This window comes from Candidatus Pantoea gossypiicola (assembly GCF_008632075.1).
Taxonomy (GTDB): Bacteria; Pseudomonadota; Gammaproteobacteria; order Enterobacterales; family Enterobacteriaceae; genus Pantoea; species Pantoea gossypiicola.
The window spans coordinates 1-15,957 of the sequence record NZ_VWVM01000018.1 but is presented as its reverse complement, the minus strand read 5'-3'; the positions used below and the strand labels follow the sequence as shown (position 1 = coordinate 15,957).

Below are 15,957 nucleotides of genomic sequence, written 5' to 3'. Positions count from 1 at the left end.
CTTTTCTGTCAGATGACTTAGAGCCTGCCCGTCAGGCTATTTTATTTGGCAGTCTGAACCTGGGCAGTGCTCACACAGGCTGCTTTAGCAACCTGAACGCCCTGAAGGGGCGAGCACAGCGAGTCATCCTCACGTACTACGTGTACTACGGATTGTTCCGCGCTGTCCGTGTCCAGACTGCCTGCAACAATTACGCCTGTCGGGACAGACTCTTAACGGCGCCAGTGGCGCAGCAGGCGGCTTTTCATGCCGGTGTCGAAGCGCCAGATATGGTCGAAGATGCGCAGAATGCCTGGTTTCCCATGGGCCGACATAGCCACGGCGTGAAAACGTTGCTGATTATGTCGCTGGCGTTTTTTGATCGCCCCAATGACCTCTTCCGGCAGACGCTGGGCAATAAAATCGGAAACGATCACCGCATCGGCTTCCTCCCACAGTGCGCCTTCCATTCGGGTGACAACCGAAGAGAGACAGGCAGCCAGATCGGTGCCGCCACGGAAACGCTGGCTCAGAAAGCGAATCGCCTGCTCCAGTCCATCGTCACCGGTCAGCTCATAGCCAATCACCTCATGCGCAAACAGCATGATGTAGCAGCGACGGCGATCGGCCAGCGCAACCTTCAGCAGTGCCAGACAGAATGCTTTGGCGCAGCGCTCGTTGAAGCCCCCCATCGAACCGGAGGTATCGACGCAGACGATAAACGGCCCGCGCGGCTGCTCTTCATGCTGCTGGTGGCTGGCCGGACGCATTGTTACCTTTTCATGCCAGGCATCGCCCTGCAGCTTATAGGTCAGCAGCCGTTTCTCGACCAGCCGCCGGTAAAATTCCAGCTCCAGTTCGCTGATGCTCAGCGCGGCTAACTCCGGTGGCAGCAGCCGCAGTACGTCATCGCTCTGATGAATGCCGCTGACCTCTTCCGGCACGGACGCAGGCTCCTGCACCAGATGATGAAAAGCTTCCATCGGAGCATTCTGCGACGGCACCGATTTGGCCTCGCGACTGCGTCCCAGCTGCTGGGCCAGCTTCAGCAGCTCCGGTTGCTGGGCCAGAAAGTCGCCATATTGCAGCATCAGCTGATAGTCACCAGGCTGCAGTGACGCTTTGCTCATGTCCCACAGCCGGCCCGCGGCGGCTTCATCATCGTCACCGAGAATGGGTGCCAGCTGACCGCTCAGCGCCATGCGCTGCTGCAGTTCCGCCAGCAGGCGTTCACGCTGCTGCTCCAGCAAATCCTGATTCAGGGTCAGAGTTTGTAAGGTCAGGCTCAGCCGCCAGCGCTGTAAAAATAGCTGGTGCTGCGCGCTGCTGAGATGGCTGACATCGGTGTGCTGCAGCAACCGGTTCGCTTCATCCAGAAAAGGCGACGGCAGGCTTTGCAGCGCCTGAAGGGTTGAATTGAGCTGTTGGCTGAATTCACGATCGCTGAGGAGTTGTACCCGCTGAAACAGCTGAAACTCTTCGGCCAGCGTGGCCGGAACCGGCGTGGCTTTGAATTCAGCACTAATCTCCGCTCGCCAGCGTGGCACATCGCGCAGTAGCGCTTTTTTTAGTCCGGGGAATTTTTCAAAAAACAGCGCCAGCTGTGGGGACGCCAGCAGGGCAATAATCAGCTCTTCAATCAGTTCTGTCTCACCCACTGAGAGCAGTGTGCTCAGCGTCTCGACTGAGATCATTTACGCGCCTGTTTCAGCTGTTCGGCCACATCCTGCAGGCTGGTTTCGACCCGCGCCAGCCAGTCATCGCTGATAAACAGGCAGCGCTGATGCTGGCTGAACAGATGACGCTGCGACCGCAGCTCACTTTCCAGCGCATCCAGCGCATCGGTGATCTCACCGGGTAACGGCTCGCTGTTGCTGACGCCTGGCAGGGTCAGACGTGACGATTGCAGGCTGACATCACGGATAGCCAGGCAGTGCTGCGCATCCACCTGTAAATCCAGACTCTGCGCAAAACCAATCCCATTGAGCTTGCCGCGAACCTCGCCCCCTTTCTGCAGCCACTGATTCAGGGCATCACGCGCAATCACAATATGGCTTACCTGCATGTCATGCAGCATCAGCGGCTTTTGCAGCATCAGCGTCAGTTGCTCATCGGTAAAGCTTTCCGGCAGATCATAATGGGGCTTGCGGCTGAACATGCCGCTGTGTTTTTCCAGGGTGATCGCCTGCGCGATGCTCTGCTGCTGTTGCAGAGCCAGACGACGCGTTTTTATCTGCTGCAGTTTCAGCAGCATTGGCTGCTGCTGCCAGGCGTGCTGCGTCATCAGCTGATCGATTTCTCGTTCCAGCAGCTGCATGGAGGCGACGTCGTGCCAGAGGCAATCTTTCAGCAGGATCAGGTCTATCGGGGCAATGGCGTTGCGACCACTGTAGAAGGCGCTGGCCTGCAGCAGATGAATGGCTTTTTTCCAGCGACGATCGGAAATGTAAGGTGCGGCAGGCTGGCTCTCCAGTTGCTGGCGCAGCTGATAAATCAGCTCAAAGACGGCATCGGGCAGGCTGACCTGACTGATGCCGAGCTGCCACTGCGCATACTCTTCATCACTGATGCGCAGGGATTCCGTGACCGGATTGGTGTGCTCATCCTGCTGGTGGGTCAGCATGCTGCGAAAGTTCTGCTTCTCATGCACGTTATCCAGCCACAGGCGGATCAACATTCGATCATAGAGCGCCTCAAGACCGCTATCCGCTTCCGGCAGTTCGTTGGAAGCGGTAACCAGCAGCCGCATCGGGATGGTCTCTTCGCTGTCACCATTGCGGAAGCGGCGTTCATTGATAGCGGTCAGCAGGGTATTCAGAATCGCCGGGCCGGCTTTCCAGATCTCATCCAGAAAAACAATCTCGGCGTCGGGAAGATACCCTTTAGTGAGACGCTGGTAGCGCCCTTCATCTTTCAGTGCCTGAATGGAGAGCGGGCCAAACACCTCTTCCGGCGTGGAAAAACGGGTCATCAGATATTCAAAGGCGCGGGCGTGCTGGAAGGCATATTTAAGGCGGCGTGCAATCAGGCTCTTGGCGATGCCCGGCGGTCCCAGCAGAAACACGCTTTCACCGCTTAGCGCGGCCAGCAGGCAAAGGCGAATGGCATGGTGCCGTTCATATAATCCTTTTTCTAACGCATTGCTAAGGCGAGAAATTCTTTCTGCCAAAAGATGGGGTTGAGCCATAATCACATCAATGTCCTTACGATCGTCGGGCCGCCGCGCTTAAGCAAGCGCCTTACTCTATAGATCATCATGCGTGAAAGCGTTGATAGCTGTCAGCTTTTTTGTTTCAGAAGGTTTGCCTGTTTAAAAGTGGTGCCGGATGACAATTTATCGTCTTAAATAACCCCGTTACCCTGACCGCGAGGCGAAGCGGGTATAGGAATTTTCGTTAAACCGTGCATACTGTGCGCTTTTTGATGGCCTGAGCGAGGGGTTTTTGCACCTCTTAGACTCCAACAAAAGATAACTCTATGAGCTCGGATAATAAGCAGTCACTTCGCGGATTAACGCTGGCCGCTATTGGTGTTGTTTACGGGGATATCGGCACCAGTCCACTGTATACCTTGCGTGAATGTCTCTCCGGACAGTTTGGTTTCGGCGTTGAGCGGGAAGCGGTTTTTGGCTTTCTGTCGCTGATTTTCTGGCTGCTGGTGCTGGTGGTCTCGCTGAAGTACATCAGTTATGTGATGCGCGCCGACAACGCCGGGGAAGGTGGGATACTGACCCTGATGTCGCTGGCAGGTCGCCATACGGGTGCGCGCGCCACGGCGGTGCTGGTGATCATGGGCCTGATTGGTGGCAGCTTCTTCTATGGCGAGGTGGTGATCACGCCAGCCATTTCGGTGATGTCCGCCATTGAGGGCCTTGAGATTGCTGCGCCGTCGCTGGATCCTTTTATTGTGCCGATGTCGATTGCGGTACTGACGCTGCTGTTTGCTATTCAGAAACATGGCACCGGTATGGTGGGCAAACTCTTCGCGCCGGTAATGCTGGTCTGGTTTCTGGTGCTGGCGATCTTCGGGGGCATGGGCATCATGCGAAACCCGGACGTGCTGCATGCGCTGAATCCTGCCTATGCGGTGGAATTCTTCCTGCACTATAAGTCCGTTTCGTTCTTCGCCCTCGGTGCAGTTGTGCTGGCGATTACCGGCGTTGAGGCGCTTTATGCCGATATGGGTCACTTCGGTAAAGTGCCGATTCGGCTGGCCTGGTTCTCGGTCGTGCTGCCGTCGCTGGTGCTGAACTACTTTGGTCAGGGCGCGCTATTACTCAGCGATCCTAAAGCCATTAAAAACCCCTTCTTCCTGCTGGCGCCGGACTGGGCACTGATCCCGATGCTGATTCTGGCAACGCTGGCCACCGTTATCGCCTCACAGGCGGTCATCTCCGGCGTCTTCTCGCTGACGCGTCAGGCGGTGCGACTGGGCTATCTGCCGGGGATGCGTATCATCCACACTTCTGAGCGCGAATCGGGCCAGATTTATATTCCGGTGATCAACTGGGTGCTCTATTTCGCCGTGCTGATTGTGATTATCAGCTTTGAGCATTCAAGCAATCTGGCTGCGGCCTACGGTATTGCGGTGACCGGTACTATGGTGCTGACCGCCATCCTCTCCTGTACCGTGGCGGTTAAAAACTGGCACTGGCATAAGCTGGCGGTCGCCGTCATCCTGGTGCTGATGCTCTGCATTGACGTGCCGCTGTTTACCGCCAACCTGGTGAAAATTTTCTCTGGTGGCTGGCTGCCGCTCTGCCTCGGTCTGATGATGTTTATCATTATGACGACGTGGAAAAGCGAACGTTTCCGCCTGCTGCGTCGCATGCACGAACATGGTAACTCCCTGGAGGCGATGATTGCCTCACTGGAGAAATCGCCGCCGGTTCGCGTACCGGGCACAGCGGTCTATATGTCGCGTGCCCTGAATGTGATTCCGTTTGCGATGCTGCATAACCTCAAGCACAACAAGGTGTTGCATGAGCGCGTTGTGCTGCTGACATTGCGCACTGAAGATGCGCCTTACGTCCACAACGTGCGTCGAGTCACTATCGAGCAGCTGTCGCCGACCTTCTGGCGCGTGGTAGCGAGCTACGGCTGGCGTGAAACGCCCAACGTTGAGGAGATTTTCCACCGCTGCGGGCTGGAAGGACTCAGCTGCCGCATGATGGAGACCTCGTTCTTTATGTCGCATGAGTCGCTGATCATCGGCAAGCGGCCGTGGTATCTGCGCCTGCGCGGCAAGCTCTTCCTGGCGCTGCAGCGCAATGCGCTCCGCGCACCAGACCAGTTTGAGATCCCGCCAAACCGCGTGATTGAGCTGGGCACCCAGGTCGAGATTTGATTGTCAGTGCCCGCCTTACGGGGCGGGCGCTGACCAGCGTAGCGTGACGCATAAGCCGCCACCGGGTCGCTGGCTGAACGTAACCTGCATCCCGTGCAACTGGGCAATATTACGCACTATCGATAACCCCAGCCCGCTCCCGCTCTTCTCCTGACCTGGCGGTCGCCAGAAACGCTCACCGAGCCGTTGCAGGTCGGCAGCACTCAGACCCTCGCCGTTATCCTCCACCGACAGGCTATTTGCCTGTAACCGCACATCGACTTCGCTGCCCGCAGGCGTATAGCGAATGGCGTTATCCAGCAGATTTCGCACCAGCAGCGACAGCAACAGCGGATGACCCTGAATCTGCGGATCGGCCTCGGCGTGCAGCCGCAGCGTGACACCGGTTTTATCCGCCAGCGGCAATTGTGCGGCGAGCGTATCCTGAACCGTGCGTTTCAGCGCCACCGGTTCGAAGGCGCTGCGCGCATCATCGGCTTCAACCCGCGAGAGCGTCAGCAGCTGATCCACCAGCCGCGTAGCGCGGACTATGCCGGCATCCAGCTGTTGCAGCGCATGGGTTCGCATTACTTCGTCATCCGCAGTCAGCTGGATCACTTCGCTTTGCACCTGCAGTGCAGCGAGCGGACTGCGCAGCTCATGCGCGGCATCGGAGGTAAAGCGCCGTTCACGCTGCATCATGGCGCTGATGCGGCTGAACAGGCCATTAAGCGCAATCATCAGCGGCTGTACCTCTTTCGGCACGCGGTCTGCCTGCATCGGCGTATCATCATCGGGCGCGCGCTGCGCCAGCTGCTGTGCCAGCGTTTTCAGTGGCCGCAGTTCAGACCAGACCAGGCCGATCAGCAGCAGTAGCATAAACGGCAGCGCGATCAGCCAGGGCAGCATACTGGCTTTCATCAGATCCTGCGTCATGTCGTCGCGGTATTCCGATTCCTGACCGACGACTACCCGGAATTTCTGATCAGGCGTGGTCAGCCAGACAAAACGCCAGCGATCGTCATCATTGGTGAGCTGACCCTCATGGAATCCCTGATAGTCCGCCTCAAACGGCAGATAACGGCCATTATCGCCATCATTCATCACCTGCCTGCCGTCACGGGTAAAGACAGCAAAGGCCAGGGCATCGTCATCCTGCTCGCCACGATGGTGCCGTAGCATCGCTTTGGTTCGGGGCAAAGTGGTGTTGTCCAGCGAGGTGAAATCCAGCGTCAGCAGGCGCTTGGCCAGCAGCATCTGCTGGGTATCAAACAGCTCATCAAGGGTTTCACGGGTCTGATGCCAGGCACTGATACTGGCACTGGCCCAGCAGAGGCCGAGCAGCAGCACGAAACCGATGCCCAGCCGCAGAAACAGGCTCATTGATCGCATTCAGCGGCTCCCAGGGTATAGCCGACGCCGTGCAGCGTGCGGATAAATGCGCTGCCCAGCTTTTTACGCAGATGATGGATATGTACTTCTACCGCATTGCTGGAGACATCGGCATCCCAGCTGTAGAGCTTCTCTTCCAGCTGGCTGCGCGTCAGCACCCGGCCCGGGTTGCGCATAAAGAGTTCCAGCAGTGCCAGTTCACGGCTTTTTAACTCAATCCTTTCGCCATCGCGCATGACACTATGGCTGCCGGGGATCAGCACCACGTTACCGTGACGGAGTTCGGGCTGCAGCTGACCATGACGGCGGCGGATCAGTGCCTGTAAGCGCGCGGCCACTTCGGTTAAGGCAAAGGGTTTACACAGATAGTCATCGGCTCCCATCTGCAGGCCTTCAACCCGCTGATCGAGCGCATCGCGGGCAGTCAGTATCAGTACCGGCACATCATTTCCCTGCTGCCGCCACTGCCGCAGGATATCGAGTCCATCCCGCTCAGGCAGAGTAAGGTCCAGAATCACCGCATCCCAGGGCGCGGCCTCCAGCGCGTTACAGCCCGACTCACCAGAGGTAAACCAGTCAATGCTGAAGCCCAGTTTACTCAGTCCTGCTTTGATACCGTCGCCAATTAAGCGATCGTCTTCAATCAGTAAAATACGCATCACGTCTCCCTGTTCCGATAGCGCTTTATACGAAGCAACTTCCTCACTGTACAGCTGATTTCGGCGAAAATGGCTTATTTTTACCGCTTAAGAAGCTGTTAAGAACTCTGTGGTTAACTGGACATATTCAAACCGAAAAGACCACTGAGAAAGGGGTACACCATGAAAAAGCACGCTGCAATTCTGGCCGTCGTTATGCTGGCTTCCGCCCCGGTTTTCGCTGCACAACAGGGCGGATTTGTTGATCCCAGTGCGCCAGCCTCACAGACGCAGTCAGCATCCGGTCAGGGCGGCTTCAGTGCCGGTAACACCAGTGTGGTGACCGTGAAGCAGGCTGAAGAGATGAAAGATGACAGCTGGATCACCGTACGCGGCAAGCTGGAAAAACAGATTGGCAATGAAGATTATCTGTTCCGCGATCAGACCGGCACCATGAAGGTCGAAATCGACCACAAGCACTGGAATGGCCAGACGATCACGCCCAAAGATAACGTTGAGCTGACGGGTGAACTGGATAAAGATTTCAACAGCATTGAGATGGACGTTAAGCAGGTCAAGAAACTGCCTTAACCTTCTTCTACAGGGCCGCATTCGCGGCCCTTTTTTCGTCTCCTTCCCCGCCTTAATGCAAATTTTTCCCCACGTAAGCGAAACGTTTCGATAGCGATCACAGATTTCTGTTTTGCCAGTTGAGTTGATGGCGGCTTTTCATACACTCCAGACAGCGAAACGTTTCGCTGTGGAGTGAAAAGATGAAAAAAGGTCGCCTGTTAAACGCTGAACTCTCTCATGTGATTGCCCGCCTGGGACACACGGATACGCTGACGATTGCCGATGCAGGCTTGCCGATTCCGGCAGGACCGCAGCGCATCGACTTAGCGCTCACGCCGGGTACGCCCGATTTTATGCAGGTGGTGAATGCTGTCGCACTGGAGATGCAGGTAGAGCGCGCCCTGATCGCGGAGGAGATTAAGCAGCATAATCCGCAACTTCATAGCGCGCTTGTCGCCATGCTCGAAGCCTTGCAACAGCACCAGGGAAATAGCATCACCATCAGCTACACCAGTCATGAACAGTTCAAACAACACACGCAGCGTAGTCAGGCGGTCATTCGCAGCGGAGAGTGTTCTCCGTTTGCGAATGTCATCCTCAGCGCCGGTGTGACCTTCTGAGGCCGCTATGCAACCTTTACTGCAACTCGACGGCATTGAAAAATCCTTTCCGGGCGTGAAAGCCCTTAAGGGTGCGTCGCTGAATGTTCGTGCAGGACGCGTGATGGCGCTGGTGGGCGAGAACGGTGCCGGCAAGTCCACCATGATGAAAGTACTGACCGGGATCTATCAATATGATGCCGGTACGCTGCGCTGGCTCGGTGAAGAGACCCGGTTCAGTGGACCGAAAGCGTCTCAGGAAGCGGGTATTGGCATTATCCATCAGGAGCTGAACCTGATCCCTCAGTTAACTGTGGCGGAGAATATTTTTCTCGGTCGCGAATATGTGGGGCGTTTTGGCCGTATCCAGTGGCCGCGTATGTATGCCGAAGCCGATGCACTGCTCAAAAGGCTCAATCTGCGCTTCAACAGCCACAAGCTGGTGGGCGATTTGTCGATTGGCGATCAGCAGATGGTCGAAATCGCCAAAGTGCTGAGCTTTGAGTCGCAGGTCATCATCATGGATGAGCCGACCGATGCGCTGACGGATACCGAAACGCTGTCGCTGTTCCGGGTCATCAACGAACTGAAGGCGCAGGGCTGCGGCATCGTCTATATCTCGCACCGCATGAAAGAGATCTTTGAGATCTGCGATGACGTTACGGTGTTCCGCGACGGTCAGTTTATTGCTGAACGTCCGGTCAGCGCGCTGACCGAAGAGAGCCTGATCGAGATGATGGTCGGGCGCAAACTGGAAGATCAATATCCCCGTCTGGATCAGGCACCCGGCGACGTGCGGCTGAAAGTGGAAAACGTCAGCGGACCGGGCGTCGAAAACATCAGCTTCAGCCTGCGCAAAGGTGAAATCCTGGGCATTTCGGGCCTGATGGGCGCGGGCCGTACCGAACTGATGAAGGTGCTTTACGGCGCGTTGCCGCGCCATGAAGGCAAACTGTGGCTCAGCGGCCGCGAAGTAGTGACGCGTTCGCCACAGGATGGGCTGGCTAACGGCATCGTCTATATCTCAGAGGATCGTAAGCGCGACGGCCTGGTGCTGGGCATGTCGGTAAAAGAGAACATGTCGCTGACGGCGTTACGTTATTTCAGTCGCGGCAGCGGGTCACTGAAGCACGCGGCAGAGCAGCTGGCGGTCGGCGATTTTATCCGGCTGTTCAATGTGAAAACGCCCTCAATGGAGCAGCCGATTGGCCTGCTTTCAGGCGGCAACCAGCAGAAAGTGGCGATTGCCCGCGGACTGATGACCCGGCCCAACGTACTGATTCTGGACGAACCGACCCGCGGTGTGGATGTCGGCGCGAAGAAAGAGATCTATCAACTGATTAACCAGTTCAAGGCCGAAGGGCTGAGCATCATCCTCGTTTCCTCGGAAATGCCGGAAGTGCTGGGCATGAGCGACCGGATTCTGGTGATGCATGAAGGCCGTATCAGCGGCGAATTTACCCGGGAAGACGCCACTCAGGAAAGCCTGATGGCAGCCGCCGTAGGCAAGCAACACAGCGAGGATTTAGTGGTATGACGACCCAAACTTTACCGGCCAGCCGTCGCTGGTTTAGCAAAAGCTGGCTGCTGGAACAGAAGTCGCTGATTGCACTGCTGGTGCTGATCGCCGTAGTGGCCAGCCAGAGTCCGAACTTCTTTACCGTGGCGAACCTGTTCAACATTCTGCAGCAGACCTCGGTCAACGCCATCATGGCGGTCGGGATGACGCTGGTGATCCTGACTTCCGGTATCGACCTCTCTGTGGGATCGCTGCTGGCCCTGACCGGTGCGGTCGGTGCATCGCTGGTGGGCATGGAAGTCAATGCTCTGGTTGCGGTGGCGGCTTCGCTGGCGCTGGGTGCGGCAATCGGTGCCCTGACCGGCACCATTGTGGCGCGCGGTAAGGTGCAGGCGTTTATCGCCACGCTGGTCATGATGCTGCTGCTGCGTGGTGTCACCATGGTCTACACCGACGGCAGCCCGATTAATACCGGTTTCAGTGCCAACGCCGATCTGCTGGGCTGGTTTGGTATTGGTCGCCCGCTGGGTATCCCCGCGCCGGTCTGGCTGATGGCGCTGGTCTTTATCGCCGCCTGGTACATGCTGCAGCACACGCGTCTGGGTCGCTATATCTATGCGCTGGGCGGTAACGAAGCGGCAACGCGTCTCTCTGGCATCAATGTGAATCGCGTCAAAATCATCGTCTATTCACTGAGCGGCATGCTGGCGGCACTGGCGGGCACCATTGAAGTCGCGCGTCTCTCTTCGGCACAGCCGACAGCGGGTACCGGCTATGAGCTGGATGCGATTGCTGCGGTCGTGTTAGGCGGAACCAGTCTGGCTGGTGGTAAAGGCCGTATTTTCGGCACCCTGATTGGCGCGCTGATCCTCGGCTTCCTGAACAACGGCCTGAACCTGATGGGCGTCTCTTCGTACTACCAGATGATCGTTAAAGCGGTAGTCATCCTGCTGGCGGTGCTGGTGGATAATAAAAGCAGTAAATAACTCTGACCTTACACAGGATAATAAGATGAAAAAGTTAACCGCACTGGCCCTGATCCTCGGCGCAACGCTCAGTACCAGCGCCATGGCAAAAGATACCATCGCGCTGGTGGTTTCAACTCTGAACAATCCGTTCTTTGTTTCTCTGAAAGAGGGCGCTCAGAAAGAAGCGGACAAACTGGGCTACAACCTGGTGGTACTGGATTCACAGAACAATCCGGCAAAAGAACTGGCGAACGTGCAGGATTTGACGGTTCGCGGCACTAAGCTGCTTCTGATTAACCCGACTGACTCTGATGCGGTGGGCAACGCAGTGAAGATGGCTAACCAGGCGAACATTCCTGTCATCACGCTGGATCGTGTTGCGGCACAGGGCACGGTTGTCAGCCACGTTGCTTCCGATAACCGTTTCGGCGGTAAAATGGCCGGTGACTTCATCGCCAAAAAAGTTGGCGAGAATGCCAAAATTATTGAGCTGCAGGGCATTGCCGGCACCTCTGCTGCCCGCGAACGTGGCGAGGGCTTCAAACAGGCCGCTGATGCGCATAAATTCCAGATCCTCGCCAGCCAGCCTGCTGACTTTGACCGTACCAAAGGTCTGAACGTCATGCAGAACCTGCTGCAGGCACACCCGGATGTTCAGGCGGTATTCGCTCAGAACGACGAAATGGCGCTGGGTGCGCTGCGTGCGCTGCAGACCGCCGGAAAAACGGGTGTGATCGTGGTGGGTTTTGACGGCACTGCTGATGGCGTGAAAGCTGTAGAAGCTGGCAAACTGTCTGCGACCGTGGCACAGATGCCAGACAAAATTGGCATGATCGGCGTGGACACCGCTGATAAAGTGCTGAAGGGTGAAAAAGTGAAGGCGATCAATCCGGTCGACCTGAAGCTGGTCACTCAATAACTCAAAGAAAAGCAGGGCACCGCGCCACCCTCCCGGTGGCGCACTTATTCCGGACTCCCCTAATGAGCAAAAACGCAAAACTGGCCGTTCTTGGCAGCATTAACGCTGACCACATCCTTAATCTGGCGCACTTCCCTCGTCCCGGTGAAACGGTGATCGGGCAGAATTATCAGGTTGCGTTTGGCGGTAAAGGCGCGAATCAGGCAGTCGCCGCGGGGCGTGCGGGTGCCGATATTGCCTTTATTGGCTGTGTGGGCGCGGATGACATTGGCGAACGTATTCGTGAGCAGCTCACACAGGACAATATTGATACAACGCCTGTAGAAGTGGTTGAGGGCGAGTCGACCGGTGTGGCGATGATTTTCGTCAACGGTGACGGTGAGAACAATATCGGCATCTACTCCGGGGCAAACGCGGCGCTAACGCCCGATTGCGTGGCGCGTCATCAGCAGGTCATTGCCGGTGCAGATGCACTTTTAATGCAGCTGGAATCGCCGCTGGAGAGCGTACTGGCTGCCGCGACATTTGCCCGGCAGCATCAGACGCAGGTTATTCTCAATCCGGCACCTGCTACCCCACTCTCCGATGAGTTGCTGGCGCTGATCGATATTATTACCCCGAATGAAACGGAAGCAGAGAGTCTGACCGGCATTGCGGTCCACAACGATGACGATGCTGCCCGGGCTGCAGCAGTGCTGCATGCGAAAGGCATCGGCACGGTACTGATTACGCTGGGTAGCCGCGGTGTCTGGCTGAGTGAGCAGGGGGACGGTCAGCGTATTGCAGGCTTCAGCGTTAAAGCTATTGATACCATTGCGGCAGGTGACACCTTTAATGGTGCCTTTGTTACCGCAAGACTGGAACAGAAGCCGATGTATGACGCGGTGCGATTTGCCCATGCCGCCGCCGCGATTGCCGTTACGCGTTCAGGTGCACAGCCCTCCGTGCCGTGGCGCACGGAGATCGATGAATTTTTGCAGCAACAGGGTTAAGCGCTTGAGTACCATGAAAGATGTCGCTCGCCTCGCGGGCGTCTCTACCTCCACTGTCTCGCACGTCATTAATAACAATCGCTTTGTCAGTGAAGGCGTGCGGGAAAAAGTTGAGCAGGCGATACGTCATCTTAACTATGCTCCTTCTGCACTGGCACGCAGTCTGAAAATCAATCAGACGCACACTATCGGTATGCTGCTGACTACCAGCAGTAACCCTTTTTATGCCGAAGTGGTGCGGGGCGTGGAGGAGAGCTGCTATCAGCGTGGCTACAGCCTGATTCTCTGTAATACGGCGGGAGATGAGGAGCGGATGAACCGCAGCCTGGAAACGCTGATGCAGAAGCGTGTCGATGGTTTGCTGATCATGTGTACTGAAAGTCATCTGCCGTCGGCAGACATCCTGAATCGTTATCCCTCTATACCTGCGGTGATGATGGACTGGGCACCGTTTGAGGGGCGCGGTGACATCATTCAGGATAATGCGCTGCTGGGCGGCGAGCTGGCCACTCAGCATCTTATCGACAGCGGTTATACCCGTATCGCCTGTATCGCGGGTCCCCAGGATAAAACGCCTGCCCGTATGCGACTCGAAGGTTATCGTAACGCCATGACTAAGAGTGGGCTGGAGATTTTGCCTGGCTATATCGTGAATGGTGACTTTGAATTTCAGGGTGGCTACAACGGGATGGTCGAGTTGCTGGCGCTTGAAACGCTGCCGGAAGCGGTATTCACCAGTAACGATGCGATGGCTGTCGGCGTTTATCACGCCCTCTATCAGGCTGGCATGCAGATTCCGCAGCAGATGGCAGTCATGGGATATGACGATATTGAGCTGGCGCGCTATCTCACTCCGCCATTGAGTACTATTCACCAGCCCAAAGATGCACTGGGCGAACTGGCGATAGATACCTTAATTCATCGTCTTAGTGATCCCGACGCCAGCCAGCAAACGCTGGTGCTGACGCCGGAACTGGTAATGCGGGGTTCGGTTTAGCGCTTTTTCTTCCTGTCGCGATTCGTGATCAGATTACGTCCATCGCCGTTTTTCAGCAGCATAAAGGTCAGCGCCGAAAGCACGGTAACAATACCCATGGTCAGGAACGTGGCGTGAAACTGTGAAATGGTGCTGGTTTCAAACTCCTGATAGAAGCGCAGCACCGCCGCGCTGACGGCTACACCAAAACTGATCGCTAATTGCTGTGTCACGGCTAGCACACTGTTACCTCCACTGGCGTTATCATCATCCAGATCGGCCAGGGTGATAGTGTTCATGGCTGTGAACTGCGTAGACATTGCCATACCGAGAACAAACAGTGGAAGCAAGAGTACAAATATGCTTTCAGCGGGTGACTGCAGAGAGAAGCTGGCGATCAGGATGCCGATAATGGCGGTAATGCCGACCAGCAGACGGCGATAGCCCAGCCAGCGCAGCAGTTGTGTCACCGTCGATTTTGCCAGTATCGAACCAATGGCGGTTGGGGCCATCATGCAGCCTGCGATAATCGCGGAAAAGCCAAACCCGACCTGCAACATGAGCGGCATCAAAAAGGGCACACAGCCGGTGCCGAGACGAGAGGCAATATTGCCGACGATGCCGACTGAGAATGTCCGGGTTTTAAACATCGGCAGATTGATCAATGGTGAAGGATGATTCCGGGCATGCACTATATAGATGAGTAAAAGCACGATCCCGCTGAGTAATATCCCGCCGGCCAGCCAGGCAGAAACAATCCGCTCACCGAACAGTTCAATCCCAATTGAGATCATTACCAGTCCAGCCCCGAATAATATGAAGCCGAAAAAGTCGAAGCGGCGCTTGGGTGTGGTGAAGTCAGGCATATATTTGCGTGCGTAGATAATGCCCAGAATGCCTATCGGGATATTAATCAGGAAGATCCAGTGCCACGTCGCGTAGGTGACCAGCACACCGCCCAGCATCGGGCCCAGTATTGGGCCAACTAATCCTGGCATGGTGACGAAATTGAGGACTGGCAGCAATTCACTGCGCGGATAGGCGCGCAAGAGCGCAAGTCTTGCGACCGGCATCATCATTGCGCCACCCACGCCCTGTACGATGCGCGAGATGACCAGCACCGAAAGCGTTGGTGAGAGCGCACAAGCCAGCGAGCCAAGGGTGAACAGCGAAACCGCAATGATAAACACCTTGCGCGTGCCGAAGCGATCGGCGAGCCAGCCGCTGACCGGAATCAGCATAGCGACAGTGAGGGTGTAACTGATGACGGCGGATTGCATGGCCAGAGGAGAACGGTCGAGGCTGGTGGCGATAGCGGGCAGGGCAGTATTCAGTATGGTAGCGTCGAGTGACTGCATGAAAAAGGCCATAGCCGCTATCCATGGCAAACCGGCCATGCTGCGCGAGGATTTTATCATTGAGTGTCCTTCCTGGGGTTATCCTGCGAGAAGAAGCAAAATAATAGCACCCGTAATCCGCAACGACAGGTCTCTTTACAACGTTTGATCGCTGTTTTTGTGCGTTATTCGGCCATGAAACGTCTCTTTTTAAGCCGTTCGTTTAAAAAAGATGCGCTCAGCAAATTAATTCGAAGAAACACTTGTCAGCCTGCGGAAACTCCCTATAATGCGCCTCCATCGACACGGCACACCGGCAACGGGAAACGGGTTGAAGGTTCAGGAGACTGACCCGCCGGAGAAAAACTTCTGAGAAAGAGGTTGACTCTGCAGGAGGAAAGCGTAATATACGCCACCTCGCGACAGGACGCTAACGCACTGTTCGCACTGCTCTTTAACAATTTATCAGACAATCTGTGTGGGCACTCGCAGGATCGATATCAGCGTCTTTGGACGCACAAAAATATCAAAGCCTCACGAGTGAACACATAATGAAATTCATTATGACGTTTTACAGATGAGCATCGCTGCACTTGTTGCAGCAAATCAAACTTTAAATTGAAGAGTTTGATCATGGCTCAGATTGAACGCTGGCGGCAGGCCTAACACATGCAAGTCGGACGGTAGCACAGAGAGCTTGCTCTCGGGTGACGAGTGGCGGACGGGTGAGTAATGTCTGG

The 15,957-nt window shown here is 56.0% G+C and carries 13 protein-coding genes and 1 rRNA gene; 9 read left to right on the top strand and 5 right to left on the bottom strand.

All coding sequences use genetic code 11. The annotated features are described in order from the left end of the window. Window positions 1–212: 212 nt before the first annotated feature. Together viaA and ravA are read right to left on the bottom strand one after the other, a co-directional pair. Window positions 213–1,673 carry an ATPase RavA stimulator ViaA gene (viaA, locus tag F3I20_RS19255; protein WP_150038118.1) on the bottom strand — a complete coding sequence of 487 codons (1,461 nt, stop codon included), beginning with the start codon at window positions 1,671–1,673 and terminating at the stop codon, window positions 213–215. Beyond that, complete coding sequence (gene ravA / locus F3I20_RS19250; protein WP_150038117.1) at window positions 1,670–3,166, bottom strand: ATPase RavA; 1,497 nt, start codon at window positions 3,164–3,166, stop codon at window positions 1,670–1,672. Before ravA ends, viaA begins: the two co-directional genes overlap by 4 nt. A gap of 290 nt (window positions 3,167–3,456) precedes the next feature. Here ravA and kup point away from each other — a divergent pair, with 290 nt between their 5' ends. Continuing rightward, a complete protein-coding gene (kup, locus tag F3I20_RS19245) occupies window positions 3,457–5,325 on the top strand; it encodes a low affinity potassium transporter Kup (protein WP_150014442.1) in 1,869 nt (622 codons plus the stop codon). A 15-nt stretch (window positions 5,326–5,340) separates the two neighbouring features. Here the strand turns inward: kup and qseC are convergent, their stop codons facing one another. Both qseC and qseB read right to left on the bottom strand, forming a co-directional pair. Next, window positions 5,341–6,696, bottom strand: a complete 1,356-nt coding sequence (gene qseC / locus F3I20_RS19240; protein ID WP_150038116.1) for a quorum sensing histidine kinase QseC — start codon at window positions 6,694–6,696, stop codon at window positions 5,341–5,343. After that, entirely contained in the window at window positions 6,684–7,355 is a 672-nt protein-coding gene (qseB, locus tag F3I20_RS19235) for a quorum sensing response regulator transcription factor QseB (RefSeq protein ID WP_150014438.1), read from the bottom strand. Before qseB ends, qseC begins: the two co-directional genes overlap by 13 nt. Before the next feature lie 162 nt (window positions 7,356–7,517). On the opposite strand from qseB, the gene F3I20_RS19230 reads away from it, so the two are divergent. The 7 genes from F3I20_RS19230 (at window position 7,518) to rbsR (ending at window position 13,901) form a co-directional block, all read left to right on the top strand. Continuing rightward, window positions 7,518–7,925 carry a YgiW/YdeI family stress tolerance OB fold protein gene (locus F3I20_RS19230; RefSeq protein WP_150014436.1) on the top strand — a complete coding sequence of 136 codons (408 nt, stop codon included), beginning with the start codon at window positions 7,518–7,520 and terminating at the stop codon, window positions 7,923–7,925. Between the two features lie 182 nt (window positions 7,926–8,107). Then, complete coding sequence (gene rbsD, locus F3I20_RS19225) at window positions 8,108–8,527, top strand: D-ribose pyranase (protein ID WP_150014434.1); 420 nt, start codon at window positions 8,108–8,110, stop codon at window positions 8,525–8,527. A gap of 7 nt (window positions 8,528–8,534) precedes the next feature. After that, on the top strand, window positions 8,535–10,043 hold the full coding sequence (gene rbsA, locus F3I20_RS19220) for a ribose ABC transporter ATP-binding protein RbsA (protein ID WP_150014432.1): 1,509 nt from the start codon (window positions 8,535–8,537) through the stop codon (window positions 10,041–10,043). Continuing rightward, window positions 10,040–11,011 carry a ribose ABC transporter permease gene (gene rbsC, locus F3I20_RS19215; protein WP_150014430.1) on the top strand — a complete coding sequence of 324 codons (972 nt, stop codon included), beginning with the start codon at window positions 10,040–10,042 and terminating at the stop codon, window positions 11,009–11,011. The genes rbsA and rbsC overlap by 4 nt, the downstream gene beginning before the upstream one ends. A gap of 25 nt (window positions 11,012–11,036) precedes the next feature. Beyond that, a complete protein-coding gene (rbsB, locus tag F3I20_RS19210) occupies window positions 11,037–11,912 on the top strand; it encodes a ribose ABC transporter substrate-binding protein RbsB (protein WP_150014428.1) in 876 nt (291 codons plus the stop codon). A gap of 62 nt (window positions 11,913–11,974) precedes the next feature. Then, on the top strand, window positions 11,975–12,904 hold the full coding sequence (gene rbsK / locus F3I20_RS19205) for a ribokinase (protein ID WP_150014426.1): 930 nt from the start codon (window positions 11,975–11,977) through the stop codon (window positions 12,902–12,904). A 4-nt stretch (window positions 12,905–12,908) separates the two neighbouring features. Next, window positions 12,909–13,901 (top strand): ribose operon transcriptional repressor RbsR, encoded by a 993-nt coding sequence (rbsR, locus tag F3I20_RS19200; protein ID WP_505538516.1) that lies wholly within the window; start codon window positions 12,909–12,911, stop codon window positions 13,899–13,901. On the opposite strand, the gene mdtD is transcribed toward rbsR, so the two are convergent. Next, the gene (gene mdtD / locus F3I20_RS19195; RefSeq protein WP_150014424.1) at window positions 13,898–15,298 is read right to left on the bottom strand and encodes a multidrug transporter subunit MdtD; all 1,401 of its coding nucleotides are present in this window, start codon (window positions 15,296–15,298) and stop codon (window positions 13,898–13,900) included. The two genes, rbsR and mdtD, sit on opposite strands and share 4 nt — an antisense overlap. A gap of 534 nt (window positions 15,299–15,832) precedes the next feature. On the opposite strand from mdtD, the gene F3I20_RS19190 reads away from it, so the two are divergent. Next, a 16S ribosomal RNA gene (locus tag F3I20_RS19190) occupies window positions 15,833–15,957 on the top strand; the annotation flags it as partial.